21 protein-coding genes are annotated in these 20,496 nt (G+C 28.2%); 2 read left to right on the top strand and 19 right to left on the bottom strand.

The features are described from left to right. Nucleotides 1-48: 48 nt before the first annotated feature. Entirely contained in the window at nucleotides 49-777 is a 729-nt protein-coding gene (locus tag KQI77_RS00700; protein WP_216387424.1) for a 1-acyl-sn-glycerol-3-phosphate acyltransferase, read from the top strand. Between the two features lie 45 nt (nucleotides 778-822). On the opposite strand, the gene KQI77_RS00695 is transcribed toward KQI77_RS00700, so the two are convergent. The 4 genes from KQI77_RS00695 to KQI77_RS00680 form a co-directional block, all read right to left on the bottom strand. Further along, nucleotides 823-1,467 carry a DUF6483 family protein gene (locus KQI77_RS00695; RefSeq protein WP_216387423.1) on the bottom strand — a complete coding sequence of 215 codons (645 nt, stop codon included), beginning with the start codon at nucleotides 1,465-1,467 and terminating at the stop codon, nucleotides 823-825. Between the two features lie 158 nt (nucleotides 1,468-1,625). Next, nucleotides 1,626-2,387 (bottom strand): YdcF family protein, encoded by a 762-nt coding sequence (locus KQI77_RS00690; protein ID WP_216387422.1) that lies wholly within the window; start codon nucleotides 2,385-2,387, stop codon nucleotides 1,626-1,628. A gap of 5 nt (nucleotides 2,388-2,392) precedes the next feature. Continuing rightward, on the bottom strand, nucleotides 2,393-2,944 hold the full coding sequence (locus KQI77_RS00685) for a GNAT family N-acetyltransferase (RefSeq protein ID WP_216387421.1): 552 nt from the start codon (nucleotides 2,942-2,944) through the stop codon (nucleotides 2,393-2,395). Nucleotides 2,945-3,026: 82 nt separating this feature from the next. Beyond that, complete coding sequence (locus tag KQI77_RS00680; protein WP_216387420.1) at nucleotides 3,027-3,215, bottom strand: hypothetical protein; 189 nt, start codon at nucleotides 3,213-3,215, stop codon at nucleotides 3,027-3,029. Nucleotides 3,216-3,338: 123 nt separating this feature from the next. Here KQI77_RS00680 and KQI77_RS00675 point away from each other — a divergent pair, with 123 nt between their 5' ends. Next, on the top strand, nucleotides 3,339-4,133 hold the full coding sequence (locus KQI77_RS00675; RefSeq protein WP_216387419.1) for a Cof-type HAD-IIB family hydrolase: 795 nt from the start codon (nucleotides 3,339-3,341) through the stop codon (nucleotides 4,131-4,133). A 25-nt stretch (nucleotides 4,134-4,158) separates the two neighbouring features. Here KQI77_RS00675 and KQI77_RS00670 read toward each other — a convergent pair whose 3' ends face one another. From KQI77_RS00670 to KQI77_RS00600, 15 genes are all read right to left on the bottom strand, one after another. Then, nucleotides 4,159-4,692: a cysteine hydrolase family protein gene (locus tag KQI77_RS00670; RefSeq protein WP_216387418.1), complete on the bottom strand. Its 534-nt coding sequence runs from the start codon at nucleotides 4,690-4,692 to the stop codon at nucleotides 4,159-4,161. A 187-nt stretch (nucleotides 4,693-4,879) separates the two neighbouring features. After that, a complete protein-coding gene (locus tag KQI77_RS00665; protein ID WP_253289285.1) occupies nucleotides 4,880-6,223 on the bottom strand; it encodes an aminotransferase class III-fold pyridoxal phosphate-dependent enzyme in 1,344 nt (447 codons plus the stop codon). A gap of 199 nt (nucleotides 6,224-6,422) precedes the next feature. After that, complete coding sequence (locus tag KQI77_RS00660; protein WP_216387417.1) at nucleotides 6,423-6,908, bottom strand: pyridoxamine 5'-phosphate oxidase family protein; 486 nt, start codon at nucleotides 6,906-6,908, stop codon at nucleotides 6,423-6,425. Nucleotides 6,909-6,974: 66 nt separating this feature from the next. Beyond that, on the bottom strand, nucleotides 6,975-8,126 hold the full coding sequence (locus KQI77_RS00655; protein ID WP_216387416.1) for an iron-containing alcohol dehydrogenase: 1,152 nt from the start codon (nucleotides 8,124-8,126) through the stop codon (nucleotides 6,975-6,977). Between the two features lie 225 nt (nucleotides 8,127-8,351). Then, nucleotides 8,352-9,233 carry a radical SAM/SPASM domain-containing protein gene (locus tag KQI77_RS00650; RefSeq protein ID WP_216387415.1) on the bottom strand — a complete coding sequence of 294 codons (882 nt, stop codon included), beginning with the start codon at nucleotides 9,231-9,233 and terminating at the stop codon, nucleotides 8,352-8,354. Nucleotides 9,234-9,242: 9 nt separating this feature from the next. Then, entirely contained in the window at nucleotides 9,243-9,491 is a 249-nt protein-coding gene (locus KQI77_RS00645) for a hypothetical protein (protein WP_216387414.1), read from the bottom strand. A 47-nt stretch (nucleotides 9,492-9,538) separates the two neighbouring features. Further along, the gene (locus KQI77_RS00640; protein ID WP_216387413.1) at nucleotides 9,539-10,078 is read right to left on the bottom strand and encodes a DUF2812 domain-containing protein; all 540 of its coding nucleotides are present in this window, start codon (nucleotides 10,076-10,078) and stop codon (nucleotides 9,539-9,541) included. Further along, complete coding sequence (locus KQI77_RS00635; RefSeq protein WP_216387412.1) at nucleotides 10,071-10,391, bottom strand: PadR family transcriptional regulator; 321 nt, start codon at nucleotides 10,389-10,391, stop codon at nucleotides 10,071-10,073. The genes KQI77_RS00640 and KQI77_RS00635 overlap by 8 nt, the downstream gene beginning before the upstream one ends. Nucleotides 10,392-10,538: 147 nt before the next feature. Then, nucleotides 10,539-10,643: a MetS family NSS transporter small subunit gene (locus tag KQI77_RS00630; RefSeq protein ID WP_216387411.1), complete on the bottom strand. Its 105-nt coding sequence runs from the start codon at nucleotides 10,641-10,643 to the stop codon at nucleotides 10,539-10,541. Then, complete coding sequence (locus KQI77_RS00625) at nucleotides 10,636-12,150, bottom strand: sodium-dependent transporter (protein WP_216387410.1); 1,515 nt, start codon at nucleotides 12,148-12,150, stop codon at nucleotides 10,636-10,638. The genes KQI77_RS00630 and KQI77_RS00625 overlap by 8 nt, the downstream gene beginning before the upstream one ends. 93 nt (nucleotides 12,151-12,243) lie before the next feature. Next, nucleotides 12,244-13,623, bottom strand: a complete 1,380-nt coding sequence (locus KQI77_RS00620) for an MATE family efflux transporter (RefSeq protein ID WP_216387409.1) — start codon at nucleotides 13,621-13,623, stop codon at nucleotides 12,244-12,246. A 112-nt stretch (nucleotides 13,624-13,735) separates the two neighbouring features. Further along, a complete protein-coding gene (gene abc-f / locus KQI77_RS00615) occupies nucleotides 13,736-15,334 on the bottom strand; it encodes a ribosomal protection-like ABC-F family protein (RefSeq protein WP_216387408.1) in 1,599 nt (532 codons plus the stop codon). Nucleotides 15,335-15,677: 343 nt separating this feature from the next. Beyond that, nucleotides 15,678-16,826, bottom strand: coding sequence for a DUF2974 domain-containing protein (locus tag KQI77_RS00610; protein ID WP_216387407.1), 1,149 nt, complete (start codon nucleotides 16,824-16,826; stop codon nucleotides 15,678-15,680). A 271-nt stretch (nucleotides 16,827-17,097) separates the two neighbouring features. Continuing rightward, nucleotides 17,098-17,475 (bottom strand): 8-oxo-dGTP diphosphatase MutT, encoded by a 378-nt coding sequence (mutT, locus tag KQI77_RS00605; RefSeq protein ID WP_216387406.1) that lies wholly within the window; start codon nucleotides 17,473-17,475, stop codon nucleotides 17,098-17,100. Between the two features lie 22 nt (nucleotides 17,476-17,497). Next, nucleotides 17,498-20,374: a DEAD/DEAH box helicase gene (locus KQI77_RS00600; RefSeq protein WP_216387405.1), complete on the bottom strand. Its 2,877-nt coding sequence runs from the start codon at nucleotides 20,372-20,374 to the stop codon at nucleotides 17,498-17,500. Between the last annotated feature and the right edge of the window lie 122 nt (nucleotides 20,375-20,496).

Below are 20,496 nucleotides of genomic sequence, written 5' to 3'. Positions count from 1 at the left end.
AATATAGTAATAATATTATTATCAATTTATAAAGATAGGATGGCGGTTATGATAAAAACAATTATATTCTTTTTAGTAAATATAATAGCACTAATTTTAAGCATTATTATTGGTCCCATAACTATCTTCTTTCTTTCTATATTTAAGAAAGAAGAACAAAAGAAGAAATTTATATTTATGATTTCATCTCTATGGGCACGTCTCTTCTTGAAGGTAACCTTCTGTAAGATAGATGTTAAAGGTATCGAAAATATTCCAAAAGACAGAGCAGTCTTATTTGTTTCTAATCACCAAAGTAACTTCGATATTCCATTGTTAATGGCAAAATTAAACGTGCCTTTAGGCTTTATAGCGAAAAAAGAACTTGCTTCTTGGCCTATTATATCTTATTGGATGAAGAAGATGCGTTGTATATTCATGGATAGAAGCAACGTCCGTAAATCTGCTGAAGCTATTGTTGAAGGTATCAATATACTAAAATCAGATTATTCTATGGTAGTTTTCCCTGAAGGTACTAGAAGCAAAGGTCTCCAAAGACATGAATTCAAAGGTGGAAGCTTCAAACTAGCAACTAAATCAAAAGTACCTATAGTACCTATAACAATAGAAGGAACTTATAAAATACTATCAGGTCCATTAAATACAATAAAACGTAATACTACAATAAATTTAACAATACATCCACTGATAGAAGTAAAAGATTTATCAAAGGAACAACTTCAAACACTACCAGAAGATGTAGAAAAAATAGTCTTTTCAGAATTAGATAATAAATAATTTGTTTCTTAGACGTACTTAATTCTCATAAGTACGTCTTATTTTTCACCTCATTGCTTCTATCTGTTTTAAACCATCTTCCACTTCTTCTCTTGGAAGATTCCCCTTTTCTAATAACACGTCTTCTTTTTCTTTTAATCTATTATAAAAATCATTTCCTTCTTTAATTATCTCCCTAGCTCCATCACTCTTCTTTAATATAGAAAATAAAATATCTTCAGCCTTATCATATTCACCTAACATTTCATATCCTTTTAATAATATTATATTTTCATCTAATGAAAGCTCATATTCAGATATATAATTAACTACTTCTCTTACACCTTCTATACATTTATCCATTAATGCTTCATCATCTTTATATACAAAGAAGTATGCCCTCATAGCCTTTATATAATATGTTATTTTGTTATTCACATCATTTTCTAGATTTCCTCTTAGTCTAATTATCTCTCCAAGAGCTAAATATCTATCTGCATTATATTCACGTTCCCTATTAATAAGTTCTATTATATTATCGAAACTTAATGTATCTATTGTCATCAAATCCAATCCTACAAGCCCCCTCATCTCTCTATCAATAACGGTTAATGCTATATTCTTGTCTTTGTCATAAGCTGCTTTATTAACAGCTTCCCTTACCAATCTAAGTCCATTTTCTATTTCTTTAGCACTATCTCTTTTTAACATTTCTTATTAACTCCTTTTTTTATAAAATTATTTTTGTTAACTAATATCTATTATCTGTTAATCAATATTATCTAAAGCATTTTGTTGTTGTTTTAAGGTCAGCTAATGTCAGTAAAAAAAGTGATTAAATAATTTATAATTATTTAATTCTAAATATCTTATATTATTGAAAAAATTATATCCTTCACCAATGCAAAAACTTCTCTAGTATAAAATATAGGTATTAAATATGGATATGAATCACTTGCATAGATTTCTACCTCGCCATACCCATTAGCCTGTGCTAATAATTTGCTTCTAAATGCATGAAAATCTGTAGTTACAACTTTAACTTTAGACTTACTAACCTTTTTACCAGAATCTTTTTCTATTTTATCCTTTGAAAATTCAAAATTTTCTTTTGTATTAGTTGATTTATTTTCTATTATTATTGAAGTTTTATCTATACCTTTTTTTATAAGATATCGTTTCATAGCTTCTGCTTCAGATACTTCTTCATTGCTTCCTTGTCCTCCAGATACTACTATCTTTGATCCTGTATCATATTTGTTGTGACATTCTATTGCAGTATTTAATCTATCCTTTAATACCTTACTAACTTCATCCCCATCATTAAGTCCAGCTCCTAGAACAAGTATATATTCACATTTTTCTGTACTATGTTTTGGATATACACTAATAATTATAAGAATACTAGCAAAACAAGTAATTCCTATTATTATAAGGATGTTAATAACTTTTCTTATAGTTTTATTTATCTTCTCTTTTATAAAATGGTATATAACAAACAATCCTCCAATAATCATAAATCCTATATTAAAAGCAATTTTGTTAGGAGTTGTAATCATAATAAATACTCCATAAACTATTATAATAATCCCTAATATTAAATCTAATTGAGATAATCTTAATTTCTTCATCACGACTATACCTCTTTCTTAAGGATATATCTTCTATATCCTCCATACTTAATCTTCTCTTCTTGTATATCATATCCTCTATTCAAGAACGTATTTAAGCTATATTTATTATCTGGTGCAACTGTAGCTCCTATTATTTTCTTACCCTCTCTTATTGCAATATCTTCTAAAGCTTCGCATAGTTTATCTTGTAATCTATTTCCCCTAAATTCTTCCTTAACAATTGTTGCTTCAACTTGACCCACTGTTAATAATTCTTGCCCACTCAAGCCCAAATCATACCCATAATTCTCCTCATCATACTGAAAACTTACATATAACCCTATAGCCACAATAACATTATCTTCTGTAACACAACCTATCAGAGTTCCTCCAAAGTCATTTAAGCTTTTTGCGAATTCTTCTTTGTTCATATCACAATAAAATTCTCTCTTCTCTAAGCCCCTTACCACTTCATCTTGTAATGATAAAACTTCATCTATATCCCCAAAAGTAAGCTCTTTTAAATATGCTGATTCTAGCTTACCATCTGCCCTTTTCAATTGAAATTTATTCATTATTTTTCTTCTCCTTCAAAATTTTTCTTAAAAAACTTTTTTATAAGGAACTTTTTTATAAAAGTTCCTTATAAGCATATATTTATATATTTGATTCTTCTGATAATATTTTCTTTAATTTATTTTGTGCAAGCCACAATTTCTTTTGCTTTCTATTGTAGGCTACCATCTTATTCTTATTTCCTTTACTCTCATCCATTAGTTTCTTATAATGTTCATCTGCTATATTTAGTGCATCCTCTATAACTAATAATTCATCTTTACTAAACATACAATAATCATCCTTTCTGTTAGATTATAATCTGTATCTTTTTATTCCTTCATAATTATAGCAGATGTACTATATTTTCTGCTATAATGTGAATAGATATTTATAAAAAGGAGATATAACCATATGAAAAAAATTGTATTCTTTGATATAGATGGCACAATAATAAGTGAAACAACAAGATTAATTCCTGATAGTACAAGAGAAGCTATTAACTCATTACGTGCAAATGGTCACCTTGCTTTTATAAATACTGGTAGACCTATAAGTGAAATAACTCCAGTAATTAGGGACTTAGGATTCGATGGATATATATGTGGTTGCGGAACATATGTAGAATACAATAATGAAGTTCTTTTACATAAAAAATTAGGCAAAAAATTATCTAAAGAAATAGCTTTAGATATGAATAAATATGACTTTGAAGGAATTCTAGAAGGTAGTGAAAATATATATTGGGATCACTTAGATAATATTCACAATAATACAGTCCTTGCACTTATAGATCAACATAAACATGAAGGCTTCTATAAAGGTTTAACATGGCATACAGATAATGTTGATATAGACAAGCTCGTAATATTTCTAAAGGATACTAGTAATTTTTCTAGCTTTTATGATAAATATAGTCCAATACTAGATTTTATTAAAAGGAATGAAACATTCTATGAATTAGTTCCTAAAGGTTATTCAAAAGGAACAGGAATAAAATTTATATGTGATTATTTAAATATTAATCATGAAGATACTTATGCCATTGGTGATAGTACTAATGATCTTCCTATGCTAGATTATGTGCCTCATAGTATTGCCATGGGAAACAGTGCTCAAGAATTATTCAAGTCAGTTGAATATATAACAACTACTGTAGATGATAATGGAATATTTAATGCCCTAAAGCATTATAAGCTTATAAAGTAAACTGCAAATGATAGTGCAGTTTACTTTATTTTATATTAGCTTGTATAGATTGCATAACATCTAAAGCTTTTTTATGCTTTTCATCATTAAAACTTGCACACAAATTAGAATCTACAGTTATTGTTGCATTAACAAATGTTGATTGAAAAGTTACAACATTGCTTATTACACATATATCTGTTACAACTCCTACTATTTCTATATCATCAATCTCTCCTAATTTATCTCGTAACATTATCATATCTGTAGGATCAATTCCAAACGATGCTTTATTAATATGAATAGTATTTTTTCTGTTTTTAAATTCTTTAAGTCTACCATATAAATCATGTCCTTCTGTCTTATCTATACAGTGAACTATAGGAAGGTTTTTACCTTCTCTTGTTTGAAGATAATTTTCTTCATGAGTATCATAAGTAAATATTACAGTATTGCCTTCATCTAAATAACTATTCACCTTTGTATATATACCTACTTCTAATTCCTTAGCCTTAGGAAATCCTAATGCTCCATCCACAAAATCTTTTTGATAATCTACAACAACTAATATTTTCTTCATAATATATCACCTTTCATAAAGCAAAACCTTTTGTTTTATTCATAGTATCATTTTGTTACTATGCTATTATGATATACCACTTTCTTCTATTTGTAAATACTTTTTTGTTTTAACTATAATGCAAAAAACTCGGCTTAAATAAGTTAGCCGAGCTTTCAAATTCATCTTTATTTTTTTATTATGAATTTTATTTCACTAATTCATCTACATAGTCTAATACTTTATCCATTATCTTCATAGCATCTTTTAATTCTTCTTCAGTTATTATTAATGGTGGTGCTACAATTATTGTATTTTCATGTGAATATGTTGAGAAACCTTCTTCTTTTAATTTACCTATTATTTTACCCATTATTCCTTCTGGATCTTTTCCATATGGAACTAAAGGTTCTTTAGTTTCCCTATCTTTTACAAGTTCAACACCAGCAAATAATCCAATATATCTTACATCTCCAATTGATTTATGTTTTGCTTTTAGATCTTCAAGAATTGCACCCAATAACTTACCTTTTTCTTCTGCACCTTTTATTAAATCTAATTCTTTATAAACATCTAGAGTTGCACAACCTGCTGCACAAGCTAAAGGATGTCCACTATAAGTTAATCCACAACTTAACATATGATCATCAAAATATTCAGCTATCTTCTTATCAACTATTACACCACCTAATGGTACATATCCACAAGTAATACCTTTTGCAAATGATATAATATCAGGTTTTACTCCCCAATTCTCACAAGCAAAGTATTTACCAGTTCTTCCATATCCCATCATTACTTCATCACATATCATCATTATTCCAAATTCATCACAGATATCTCTTATTCCTTGTAAATATCCATCTGGTGGAATTATACAACCATTTGATCCAGTAATTGTTTCAACTTCAATTGCTGCAACTGTTTCAGGTCCTTCATATATTACTTGTTCTCTTAATTTAGCTATATAGAAATCTGTTGCTTCTTTTTCACTCTTAAATTCTATTTTTTCTCTATATACATATGGATCAAAGAATTTTACATAACCAGGTATAGGTGTGATTTCACAAGCAAATCTTCTTGGTTCACCTGTTAAGTTACCAGATCCCATTGTTGAACCATGATATGATCTATATCTTGAAAATACCTTCTTTCTTCCTGTATACATTCTTGCCATCTTTATAGCATTTTCATTAGCATCTGCTCCACCTAATGTAAAGAATACTTTTCCCATGTTATCAGGTGCTATTTCTATTATTCTCTCTGCAAGTTCTGATTTTACATCTACTGCATATCCAGGTCCCATAAATGGTAACTTTTCAGCTTGTGTCTTTATTGCATCTATTACTTTTTGGTTTCCATATCCAATATTTAAGTTTACTAATTGAGAACTCATATCATAATATTTCTTTCCCTTATCATCATAGAAATATATACCTTCAGCTTTTCTTACAACCATTGGATTTAATTTATTTTGAATACTCCAAGAATGTAATACATACTCCTTATCTAATTTTTTTACCTCTTCTGTAGTCATATCATATGCTTTCATTTATAACAACTCCTCTACAAAATTAATTTCTTCTTAAATAAAAATGGAGCTCATTCGTATTTCGAATCAAGCTCCATTGCTTTTACTATTTACTATTTATTTTAAGTTTTTCTCTTAACTTGCTTTTATTATATTCTCTTAAATTTTCTATTTCAATCTTCACGTGAACATAAATGATTGTTCATTTGCATATTTAGTATTAATCGGCATTACCACCAATTGGATTAACCTTGCAACTATATTCAGTCACTGTAATCTTTGCAATCATAGTATGCTTTAAGTCATCATGATTATATTCAAAATCTTTTGTTTCTTCATCTCTATTCATAATTACATCCATTGCTTGTTGCTTATCATCATCTTCAACCAGTTCAACAGTTCCTTTCCCCATTAAACATTTGTATCTCATAGTAACATCTTTGGCTTTATAAATTAGTTCTAACTTATGAGCGCAATCCATTTCAAAGGAACAAACTTTGTTCTTTTTTATAAGCTCTACCTTTCTACCGACCTGTGCCCCATGAACATAAAATTTAATCTGATTATCAATAACTTCATAACCAAAACTCATAGGAACTATATATGGATATTCGCCATCTTGAAATCCTAGCCTTATAGTATCACACTCACTTATTATTTGTTTTATTTGATTAAAATCTGTTACTTCTCTATCTTTACGCCTCATATTATCCACCCACCTATAAATTTATAAAGCACAATACTTACATTTATCATATTGTGCTTTATCTTATTATAACAAAATATCATATATTTTAATCAAATCATCCTTGTCTACTACTTTTATTGTATTAGATGGACTACCACTATCCATTGCATCTTTAGCCATCTTTTCTTTTACTTTATCAAATTCAGCTTTATCAATACCATACTCTTCTAATGTAGGTATTTCAACAGCCTTACATAAGTCATCTAATGCATCTAAGAATTTAGAAGCAGCTTCCTTGTCTTCCATATCTTCATCTGCCACTTTTATAGCTCTTGCTATATCTGCAAATTTATCATATGCGCCATCTAAAACATATTTTAAGCATTCTTTAATTAACATAGCATTAGATATACCATGAGGAACATGGAACAATGCACCTATAGGTCTGCTCATACCATGGACTATAGTTACAGAAGCATTATTTATACATACTCCTGCTTCAAACGCTGCTAATGACATCTCTTTTCTAGCTTCTAGATTACCTCCATCCTTATATGCTATTGGTAAGTATTTGAATATTCTCTTTATAGCTGATAGAGCATACATATCAGTTATTGGATTAGCCTTTCTAGATGTATATGATTCAACAGCGTGTGTTAGTGCATCCATTCCTGTAGCTGCAGTTACGCTTTTAGGTGCTGATACAGTAAGATTATAATCTACTATTGCTAAATCTGGTATTAACGCATCACCTTTTAATAACATCTTTATATCTTTTTTTGAATCAGTTATTACAGTAAATTTAGTAGTTTCTGATCCTGTACCTGCTGTAGTTGGTATCAATACAAGTTTTGGAAAATCCCCTCTTATTTCCTTCCCTATATAATCTGATATACTACCATCAAGTACTGTCATTGCTGCTATTGCTTTAGCACTATCTAACGGACTACCTCCCCCTATAGCAATACAGAAATCACAATCATTGGCTTTATATTCTTTTACGCCACTTTCTATCATAATATCTGTTGGTTCACCTGTAATATCATTAAATATTATATAGTCAATATTTAATTCATCTAAATAATCTGTTAACTTATTAACTAAACCTGTTTTGGTTACTACCTTTCCTGTAACTATAAATGCTTTTTTTCCATAAGATTTTAAATAATCTCCACTAGACTTTAGTGCATCTTCTCCTATAATAGTGTTTCCTGGAACCAAAAAATTATAACTCATATTGACATCTCCTCTTCCTTATATAATAAATCGAAAAAAGGGCTTTATTCTTATAGAACAAAAGCCCCTTTGCTTACAATAATTTAGTTATAGATATGATAAAAATACTTTTATCATATCTTCAATTATGATTATATTATTCATAAATATATTATTCAATGAAGATATGCCTAATTATTATTGTGCATACGCACATCTAATTTATTGTAAAAATTCTTATTATAATTATTTTTTAATACTAAACCTATCACTATATCCACATCTCTTACACAACTCTTCTACTCTTCTTCGTTGAGAAAATCCATTATATATATTCTCTGCTCGTTCACCAGATAATATATCTTCAAGTGACGCATCATATATATTTCCTAGTGGAATGTTTCCTTCTCCATCTAAACAACATGGTACAACAGTTCCATCTACTAATATACCAAAATGATCTCTAAGCCCATGGCAAAAGCCCTTTTCGCCTAATATATCTATATCCATATCAGGCCATTGAAACTTCTCTGCGCTATTAAGATATAGATTTTCCCTTATTTTAACCTTTTTATCTCTAGAAATAATTTCTTCTAAATCATATTGATAACCAAACTTATCTCGAAGAATAGTTATTATATTGGAATTAAGCTTATTCTGCCCTCTCAAATTATAACTATCTAAATTCCATAATCTCATAGATATAATAATATTGCTAGATGCATTTGCTTCTTGTATAAAATCTATAATGTTATATAAATATTCTTCAAAATCCACTTCTGAATCATTTGCTTCAAAGCTATGAAGAGATATATTAATCTGTCTTAAGCTCTCTGCTGCAAGTAAAATCTCTCTATTCTTATTAAGTAATGTCCCATTAGTAGTTAAATTAACCTTAAATCCCTCTTCATTAGCTATAGTTAGAAATTGTTTTAAATTAGGATTAAGTAAAGGCTCTCCCATAAGATGAAAATAAAGATATTTAGTATATGGTTTTACTTCCTGAAGTCTGTATCGAAATTCTTCTATATTTAAGAATTTCTTTTCTCTTTTAGTCTTAGGGCAAAAACTACAACTTAGATTACACACATTAGTTATTTCTATATATACTTTCTTAAACTTCTTCATATATTATTCCTATTGTTTATTGAAATATTCCAATATATCATCAAAGTTATTAAACTTCAATCCTGCTGCTTCACAAGTATCCATTATTGCTTCTTCCATTTCACTAATAGGAATATCTTCAAATGTCTTATAATCATATCCTTGAACAACATATGATTCTAATATAAAATTCTTTAACTCTGCTTCTGGTATTCCTTCTTCTTTAAATATTCCTAAAAAAATCTCTTTAGTCTTATTCTCACGTTCAAAAACATTCATAATATTCTTCCTCACAATTTATATATTTTTTTCAATTATTTATTATATCATTTTTTATCATCTTTTACTTCTCTCATAACCTTAAAATAAGTATATATTAAAACTGCTGTTGTTCCTAAAACTGCACTTCCTACAAACATAAGAATATTATTCAAAATATCATTGTTTATAAAACCTGTAAATGATACGCCATAACATATAGCAGTAAAAATTACTCCTCCAATTATACTCTTCTTAATAGCCTTACCTTCAGATTTACTTTTCTCCACTTCACTATCTCTATCAGAAAATATACTCTTAGTACCTTCTTCTGCTCTAAGAATTATATAATTAAATTCATCATATACAGGTGTCCAACCAGCCTTTTTCATTATCTCTAAATATTCTTCCTTATCTTCTCCTTCAAGCTCTCTATAATCTAATTCATATATATAATTATGTGGTTCACCTTTTTCTAGTATATAACCCATATTACTAAAATCTACAATGTGCCATCCCTTTCTAGAGTATTTAGCTAATTTTTTCATATCTTTCTTACCACCTAATGCAAATCCATTAGATACTACCCATTTTTTATCTTTACTCATAACCTTCAACCTCTCTTACTTCTTTTAATACTTTTTTTCCTTGTTCAGCCATTCTTATTCTTCTCTTTATCTCAGATAATATAGCTTCTTCACCTTTTTGAGTAAGCTTATATATCTTCTTCCTATCTTCACTTTCACCAGCTAATTCTATATACCCACTATTTTGTATCTTCTTTATTGTTGTATATAAAGTGGCTGGTCCTATAGTAAATTCTCCTTCAGTCAATTCTTCTACATACTTCATAATTCCATAACCATGTCTTGGTTTTAATAATGATAATAAAATGTAATAACTCGAATCAGTAAAAACCATATTACTCCCCTCCTTAACATATATAAAATTTATATATTTTCCTAAAGCGTAAAAAAGATACTATATCAATATACGATATATCATATATTGATATAGTATCATCATAACCTTTTTTTGTCAACACAAACTAACTTTATAAAGGTCTTACTATTTCTCTTTACCTTTTTTTATTGAAATAATTATAGTTGTTATTAATCCACCATATAAAACTGTTGCCCCTAATATAAAGAATATAAATGCTGTTTTATTCATTAGTTACTTCCTCACTTTCATCATAAACCAAGCCCTTGTTCTTCCATGGCTTTCTAGAAATTAATAACGCACCTATAATTCCTAATGCTATTATGCACCATCCATAAATAAATAAGGCACCTATTGAATATCCTCCATATGGTGTTTTAAACTCATTAATTAAACTACTAATTACCATTATTAATAGTATTACAGGTGTAACATATTTTATAAGCATATCCCACCACTTACCTATCTTGAAGTAAGAAATAGAATTAGTATGTTTACGAATAGTTTCCGGCTTAACTATCCAACCTATCACTATTGCTTCTAATAATCCAACAACAACTATTCCATAATTATTTATAAAATTATCTATTATATCAAGCAAATATAAGCCGGCTCTAGTAGAATAGCCTATACTCAATATAAAACCTACTATACATATGCTTGTCACTACTTTTTTTCTAGATATTCCAAACTTATCTATTATAGGAGCAGATACTGCCTCTAATAACGAAACTGATGATGTTAACCCTGCAAAAATCAAACATGCAAAGAATAAAACTCCTAGTATATTACCCCATATACCCATCAATGAAAATACCTTAGGAAATACTATAAATGCTAATCCTATTCCTCCAGATACCACTTCATCTAATGGAACGCCTTCTGCTACTGCCATAAAACCTAGTATAGAAAATACTCCTATTGCACATAAAAATTCAAATCCACAGTTAGCAAATGCAGTCATAAATGCACTATTATTAATATCCGTTTTCTTAGGTAAATAACTAGAATAAGTAACCATAATTCCCATACCAACACTAAGTGAAAAGAATACTTGACCATATGCTGCAATCCATACAGAAGGATCTTTTACTTTATTCCAATCAGGAGTAAATAGCTTATTAAGTCCTACTGTAGATCCATGTAAAGTTACTCCCTTAATAACTATAACTATCATTATACCTATAAGTAATGGTAATAATACCTTATTTACCTTCTCTATTCCACCCTTAACACCTCTATAACATATAAACCAGTTAGCAAACCATAATATAGCTATTCCTAATAATACAGGTATCATTATGCCACCGAATTTAAATGGCGAATCTGATAATTTTAAAAAATCATCATAAAAATAAGAATTAGTATTATGCCCCCATGCCTTATTAAAACTCAATGTAAAATACTTAATAGCCCAGCTTAGTATCATAGAATAATATGTTAATATGATAAAAGCATTAATTGTAGGCCACCATCCTAGCCACTCTGCTCTCTTAGTAGCTCTTCCAAGAGCTAAAGGTGTTGCTCCTCTATACTTATGTCCTATTCCGTACTCTAAAATCAATAATGGTATAGCCGCTGTAATTATTGCTATAAAATATGGTACTAAAAAAGCTCCCCCTCCATTGGTATACACTAAATAAGGAAACCTCCATATGTTGCCTAATCCTACTGCTGATCCAATAGCAGCCAATATAAATCCAACCTTGCTGCCCCATTCTTCTCTATTGTTTTCCATATCTCACCTCAACTAATAAATTTTAAATAGTACATAAATAATATCTTATAGCGAGGTATTTTTCAATGGTTTTTAATTTAATTTAACTTTTTATCAATAACAGCATTCTTTCATTAACATATTCATATTTTTAAATTCTCTCCTTGCAAACAAAATTGAGAATATTGCTGCAACAAAATCTGCTATAGGTGCTGAGAACATTATCCCATCAATTCCAAATATCATAGGAAGTACAATTATTAGCGGCAACAAAAATATTACTTGTCTTGTTAAAGATAAAAATATTCCTTTTTTAGGTTTACCTATAGTTGTGAAAAATGTCGAAGTTATCGGTTGGAAACCATTTAAAAATGTAAAGAATAAAAATATTCTAAAATACTTTTCTGCAAATACAAAATAATCTTCACTTCCAGAACCAAATATTGAAATAATTTGTCTAGGTACAAGCTGGAAACATATAAATGCTATTATAGCCATAATTGTTGCTATAGTAACTGACTTCTTATATGTCTCTTCAACTCTCTTATAATTTTGTGCTCCATAATTATAACTAGAGATAGGCTGCATTCCTTGAGACAATCCTATTACAAATGCAAAGAATACCATATTAACCTTTGCAATTATCCCTGCACATGCTAATGGAATATCACTTCCATAATGAGATAATGCTCCATAATAAGTAAGAACATTATTCATAACTATTTGAACCACCATCATAGCAATCTGATTAATACTAGGAGTTGCTCCTAATGAGATTATATTTTTACAATACCTCCAAGAAGGCTTTAATGATTGTAATGATATATGTACTGTTCTAAAATTCACCAAATGAACTATAACCATTATTGCAGATACTACTTGCCCTATAACTGTTGCCCAAGCTGCTCCTGCTATCCCCATATTTAATTGAGTTACAAATATAGCATCTAGTACTGTATTAATAACTGCTCCTGTTAAAGTACATATCATAGAATAAGTTGGACTTCCATCTGCCCTTATAAGATTACTTCCACCTGTTGTTAATATCAGAAATATAAATCCTATAGATGTTATCCCTGTATAAGTTAATGCATAATCCAAAACCTTATCTGTAGCTCCAAATGCTACCATAAGTGGCTTCAAAAATATTGTAACTATAACAAATAAACTTATTCCTAATATAACAATTAAACTTATTGTATTACCAGCATATTTTTGTGCTTTATCCTTATCACCTCTACCTAATGATAAGTTAAAGTTTGCTGCTCCACCAATTCCACACAATAATGCAATAGCAACACATATAGTATTAAGCGGGAATGCAACATTAGTTGCAGCATTTCCTAACATTCCAACATATCTTCCAATGAATATCTGATCCACTATATTATATAATGCACTTACAAGCATAGCTATAATACTAGGTATTGCAAACTTAGCTATAAGCGAGTTTATCTTTTCTGTTCCTAATGGATTTTTATTGTTTTTCTCCATCTATTTTCCTCCCTAATGTATATTACATTTATAACTCCAAATAGTTAAATAAAAGCTATGCATTAAACATCACATTTAATGCAATAGCTTTATATATTATACACTAATATATTTATAATTTCTTAATTTTTTTGATGAGCTCTCTAAACTCAAAATCCCACTTGTTATATTCTTCACTTCCTATAACACATTGACTTAATTTACTCAATATAAATGACTTTCTATTCTCTAATACAAGAATAGCATCTTCTTCATTCTTAGCTTTTTGCCTATCTAAATATTCTTTTATGCCATACTCATATCTAATTATCTTATTATTTTTAAACACCAATAACTTATTACACACTTTTTCTAACATATATCTATCATGAGTAACTAGAATTATAGTTCCATTAAATCCTATAAGTGCCTCTTCTAATTGTTCCCTTACATGAAGATCTATATGATTAGTTGGTTCATCTAATATGAGAATATCACATCTCTCTTGTATCATAATAAGAATCTTTACTTTCATTCTTTCACCTAAACTCAAACAAGAAACTTTTTTATTAATATCTTCACTTGAAAATCCTAATAAACTCAATTTAGTCCTCAACTCACCTAATTCATGATTGTTTTGAACATTAAAAAGTTCTATAATCCTCTTATTATCATCTAATCCAATAGTATCTTGACTTATATAACCTATATTTTTATTTTGCGTTACATATAATTCACCATCTATTATTATCTCTCCTAAAATAGCTTTAATCAAAGTTGTTTTTCCACAACCATTAAGTCCATATAAACCTATTTTCTCATATTGTTTTATATAGAAACTAGAATCTTTAAATATAATCTTATCTTTAAATGTTTTAGCTATATTATCAGCCCTCACTACTACAGATCCAATCTTCTTCGCTTGTTCAATCTCAAATTGAATCTTCTCTTCTTCTATAGGCTTATCTACACCTTGAATATCTATCTTTTCTAGTTTCTTAAGCTTAGATTTTATCTGTTTATCTCTTTTTTTTGCTTTGACACGATTATATTCTTTACCGCCAAATTTATTACCACTAACTATAGCATTCTTTCTAGAATCTCTATGTGCCTTATCTGACCAACATCTCAATTCTTGCATCTGATTATTAATTCTCTCTTTTACCTTCTCCTGTTCGATATATTGATGCATCTGATCACTAAATTCCTTCTGTTTCTTACTCCTATAATCAGTATAATTTCCAATATACTTCTTAACAGTACAATTCTCTAGCTCAATTATCTGCTCTGCACATTGATCTAAAAAATGCCTATCATGAGATATCATGATAACTGTACCTGTGAACTTATCTATACTATCAATAAGCCATGAAACTCCTTGATAATCTAGATGATTAGTAGGCTCATCTAATATAATTAATTCATAATTGCCATATAATATATCACTTAATAACTTCTTAGTTTTCTCACCACCACTCAAAGTATCAAAACCTTGTATATATTCAACAGACTGTTTCATATAACCAATAGCAACATTACCTTTATTCCATACAATACCACCCTTATAACTCTCAGTTCCATATATTATATTTGCTAGAGTTGTTTTACCTGACCCATTATTACCTACTAACCCTATTCTATCTCCATAATTAACCTTAATGTTAATGTTATCTAATATTTTATTATATCCATATTCCTTAGATATATTCTTTAATTCAAATAATACTGTCATATTCGATCACCTCTTACTAATATAAGAAGTATAAGCTCATCAGCTTATAAACAAAGCAAGCTAGTATTACAATTTTCTAAAAAGTAAAATAAAAAACACAAGCAAAAGCATATACTCTTACTTGTGTTTCTATATAAATACATAATCTATACATAGAAAAACCTAATATGAGTATCTAGCTTTAATTCATTTTTCTGCATAACAAATAAGCTTATGCTTCTTAAACTATATTGTTAAACAATTTTAAATAATGAATTAAGCTAATATTCTCATCGGTTTCTCCTTTCATTCCTTAATTTGTATTTAGTTTATTATATTTTTTATAAATAGTCAATATTTTACTTTACCCTTTTATTAAAAACGAGGGAATCTTTTCAAACCATCCACTTATACCTTTCGTTTCTTGTAAATTTTTTATTCCTTCAGAGAAGAATAACGCAAAAGTATTAAGAAGTGCATCTTTAAGTTCATCATCTAGTTTATCATAAGTCTTTACCATAGCTATTATTGATTTTATTTTATCTTCTTTTATGTCATTTATTGTTTTATTGCCATTGCTACCCAAAAGATCAAAGAAAACATCAGTAAATTCCTCTCTTTTTGATTCTGGTAATCTATTTAAAAATCTCTTTACTGTTGTATCTAAAAATTTACTTTCTTTCGCTACACTATCTAATTTAACAAATTCAGTTCCACATACTTCCCAACTAAATCCATTATGTTGAAGAACACCTTTTTCATTGCTCTTAACTACCATATAGTTGTAATCATGCTCTAATAACATACCCACAACTGAAGATTCTGGAACTAATGATATTATTCTATCTTCAACTCTCTTGTAATCATCTGTTTCTAATACAGACTCTTTAAATCCAGGGCCATCATTATTGAATATATTAATTATTCTATTTTCTATAGGTTCTTCTATATTCATTGCTGCATATATCGCTAAATTTCCACCTTTTGAATGTCCACCTAAATATATATTATAATCAGGATATTTATATGCTATATCTCGTAAATACTCTACAGCTCTCTTTTGAGATGGTACAATATCTAAGAATGTCATCTTAAAATCTTCCTTCCACCCTACAAGAGTATCATCTGTACCTCTATATGAAATGTATAATTCTTTATTACCCAAATCTATAGTTATAGCTGAGAACTGCATCTCTTCTTCTTCATCAATTTCATTTACATAGCCAAAAATCTCTAGGTCCTTATATCTATTACAATAAGCCAGTTTTTTTATTAATTTTATTATTTCACTACTCATTAAATCAACTGTATTCCTGTCATCATATTGTCCTTCTCTAACAAGCACATCTGTTATATCATAAATACTTGCTTTATTATTGTCAGCATAATCTATTATACCTTCAAAATCTATATATGATATATTAGCCAAAATTAAATTATCCACCTCATTAAGTGGTGACTTTGTAAACGTTAAATCTCCACGCCATAAAATATAATCTATGATATTACTCATATGAAAACTTCCTCTTTTCCCTTATAAATATGAAAAAATACATTTTTAATTTAACAATTATTTTATATTTTATTCATATTTTTATTATATTATATAGTGTTATTTAAAACAAGTACATACAATATTTTTCTTTAATGTCTATTTATGAAGAATTTTCTTTCTATTTGTTATTTATTTAACAAATAGATAAATTATAATTAAAACCCTTGTAATAACTTATTATTACAAGGGTTTTGGAAATAATCTATCAACTGACTTAGCCTTTATATTTTTATATAAGCTCGCCTAAAACAAGCACATCTGCTGGGACCCATTTCTGATTACTAAGTTCATCTACTGATATCCACTTTGCATCATTATGTGCATTAAGATGAATCTCTCCTCCTGCCATTTCACATGTAAAACAATGCATAGTTAGATGAAATTTCGGATAATCATACTCTATTGTTGTTAAATATTCAAGATTTCTTATATTTATCTCTAATTCTTCTTTTATTTCTCTATGAAGAGCCTCTTCTTTACTTTCACCTTCTTCTATCTTTCCACCTGGGAATTCCCACATATCTATAAATTCCCCATATCCCCTTCTTGTTATAAATATTTCATTTTCTCTTTTTATAACTGCAGCTACAACTTCTATTGTTTTCAAATTTTATCACATCCTATAACTTTTATACTTTCTTTGTAAATTCAATATATAAACTTTCAGGAATCTTATTCTCTAATTTCAATTTTACTGTAATAGGCTTTTCTCCTTCGTATTTTATAGTATCACCTTTTCCAATATAAATATATGGTTGAACCTTTTTATCTATCTCTTTATATTTTCTAACAAACAAATGTAAGTTTACATGTCTATTACAATTATCTATTATATTTTTTCCTCTTTCAGATTCTTGAGATGTTGAATTTGGACTTTGCCACTGAAATATTTCTCTACTTATAAATTTATCTTTATAATTTATACTTTCTTTTATGTTTTCATCTTTATGTAAATCTATAAATAAAAAATACTCATTGCCATTTGTAATTAATCCACTACCTCTAAATGAACTATGCTTCTTTTCATAATTTGATAAAAGTGCTGTATCTACCATCTGATACTGTTCATATAGTTTAAAAAATGGTGTTCCATAATTATAACTTCCATACCTCTTCTCATAACTTATTAAACCATAGTTTAATAAATCTATTAATATATCTAGTTCACCCTTATCATGACATATCTTTTCAAAACTTATTAACTTTTCTAATGTCTCCCCAGAATAATTAAATAACTTTACACAATCTTTTTGCTGTCTTGTATCATAAAATTCCTGATCTAAGTTTCTAAATGCATGAATTATAGTTTTCTTATCTACTGTATCTAAATATTTTCTCATAATATTTTGAGCCATTTCAATATTTATTCTATCATTATCTAACATTGCTTTTATTATAGCAAATTCATAAGGCCTCTTTAGTGGTAATTTACTTGATAGCTCTCTTATAATTTTCATAAACTCTTCATCCATATTGTTATCGTAGGATACTTCTACCTTGCTTAAAAACTCTTGATAACTTTTAGAATAACCTATAAACCTAAGAGGATCTGGCGATCCATCATATTTTATATAATCCATTAACTTATATGGAATCTTACCACCTAACAATGCTTTAAATTCATTGTATTCACTCTTTAGATATTTTAAGCTATTGAAATTCTCATTATTTAATTGTTTTAATATCTTTTCTTGAGATATTTTATCCATTTGAATATTAGAACATCCTGGAACATCATCAAAATTAGTTGCTACTGCAACTTTTAAACTATCTTTATCATAATATTTGCTTCCCTTCAATGCTATTGCTATTAAAAAAGCTTTATTATGATTACCTATAAAATCTAACACAGTTAAGAATTCTTTGCTTACATGCTTTCTTAAACCTCTACCTAACTGTTGAATAAAAATAATTGGAGAACTAGTTGGTCTTAACATCAATATTTGATTAATTGCTGGAATATCCACACCTTCATTGAAAATATCCACAGTAAATATAACCTTTAATCCACATTGTTCATCATCTAGCTTTGCAATTGCATTTTCTCTTCTATCTATACTATCTTCACTAGTTAATGCTATACTCTCAATTCCCCTCTTATTAAACTCATTTGCCATATACTTAGCATGTTCTTTGTTTATACAAAACCCTATTGCTTTTAACTTATTTCCATCGTGGCCATAGAATCTCATTTTATCTAATATAAAATCCACTCTAGAATTAATCATTAATCTCTTAGCCACTTCTGATATATTGTCTATATCCAATCCATCATAGTTAACATCTTCTATATCAGTTATTCCAAAGTAATGAAAAGGAACTATAAGTTCATTTTCAAGTGCTTCATTTAGTCTTATTTCTAATGCTACATTATTATCAAACACATCAAATATATTTCCTTCATCGCATCTTTCAGGCGTAGCTGTTATTCCTAATAAAAATTCAGGTTTAAAATAATTTAATATTTTTTGAGCAGTCTTACTAGTGCTATGATGCGCTTCATCCATAACTATATACTCGAATTCATCTACGGCAAATTCATTAATATGTCTTTCCATAGTTTGAATTGTAGAAAATAAATAATCTGCATCTTTATCTTTTGAACTTCCTGTGTATAACCCTGTTTTAATGTTCTTATTCCTTAATAAGCTTGTATAAGTTTCTCGTGCACTTCTAAGTATATCTTCTCTATGAACTAAAAATAATAATTTTTTAGGTTTAAATCTAAGTACATCAAATGCTGACATGTATGTCTTTCCTGTACCTGTAGCTGCTATAACTAATCCTTTATTTTCACCTATTTCTCTTAATCTTTTAAGATTAACCAGTGCCTTTTCTTGCATGATATTAGGTTTGATTCTCTTGTATTCTTGAAATTCTATTATATGTGATTTCTCTCTATTTCTTAAATTGCTAATAAATTCATTATATTTATCTAAAAATTCTTCATCTACATAGTTAGTACTATTCCATATATCATCATATTCTTCTATAACAGATTGAATAAACTCTGTTTCTCTTTTTGATAGAATCATAACATTCCATTCAACATTACTTTTTAATGCCCTTTGAGTAATATTGGAAGACCCTATAATAACCTTATAATTATCTTCATTTTCAAAAATATATACTTTTGTATGAAAGCCCTTTTCTTTATCTGCAACAAATATCTTTAAGTCTATATTTTCAAATTCTCTCAACTTCTTTAATGCCTTAGGCTCTGTAAAGTTAAGATATGTAGAAGTTATTATCTTGCCATTCACACCTCTATCTTCTAATTCCTTAAACGAATCCAATAACAATTGTAATCCACTAAAATTTATAAATGCTACACTAAAGTAAAACTTCTTACACTCACTTAGACTTTCTTTTAATTCTTTATAAAGATTACCTCTTTTTGAATTAACTATTAACTTATTTTTTATTATATAACTATCTTCAATAATATTTTTTGATTCAATATCTAACCCTATACTAGAATTTATTTTATTTATTACATTCCCCATATTTTCACCTTAATTAATTATTCTTATATATATTTTACCAGATAAGTAAATACCTCTAAAATATACTTTTAACTTAATTGACATATAAATCTGTCATATTTATAATTTATATTAAATAATAC

This window comes from Clostridium sp. MSJ-8 (assembly GCF_018918325.1).
Classification (GTDB): domain Bacteria; phylum Bacillota; class Clostridia; order Clostridiales; family Clostridiaceae; genus Clostridium.
Note: the sequence above shows the minus strand (reverse complement) of the source record. Positions and strands in the feature narration are given on the sequence as shown.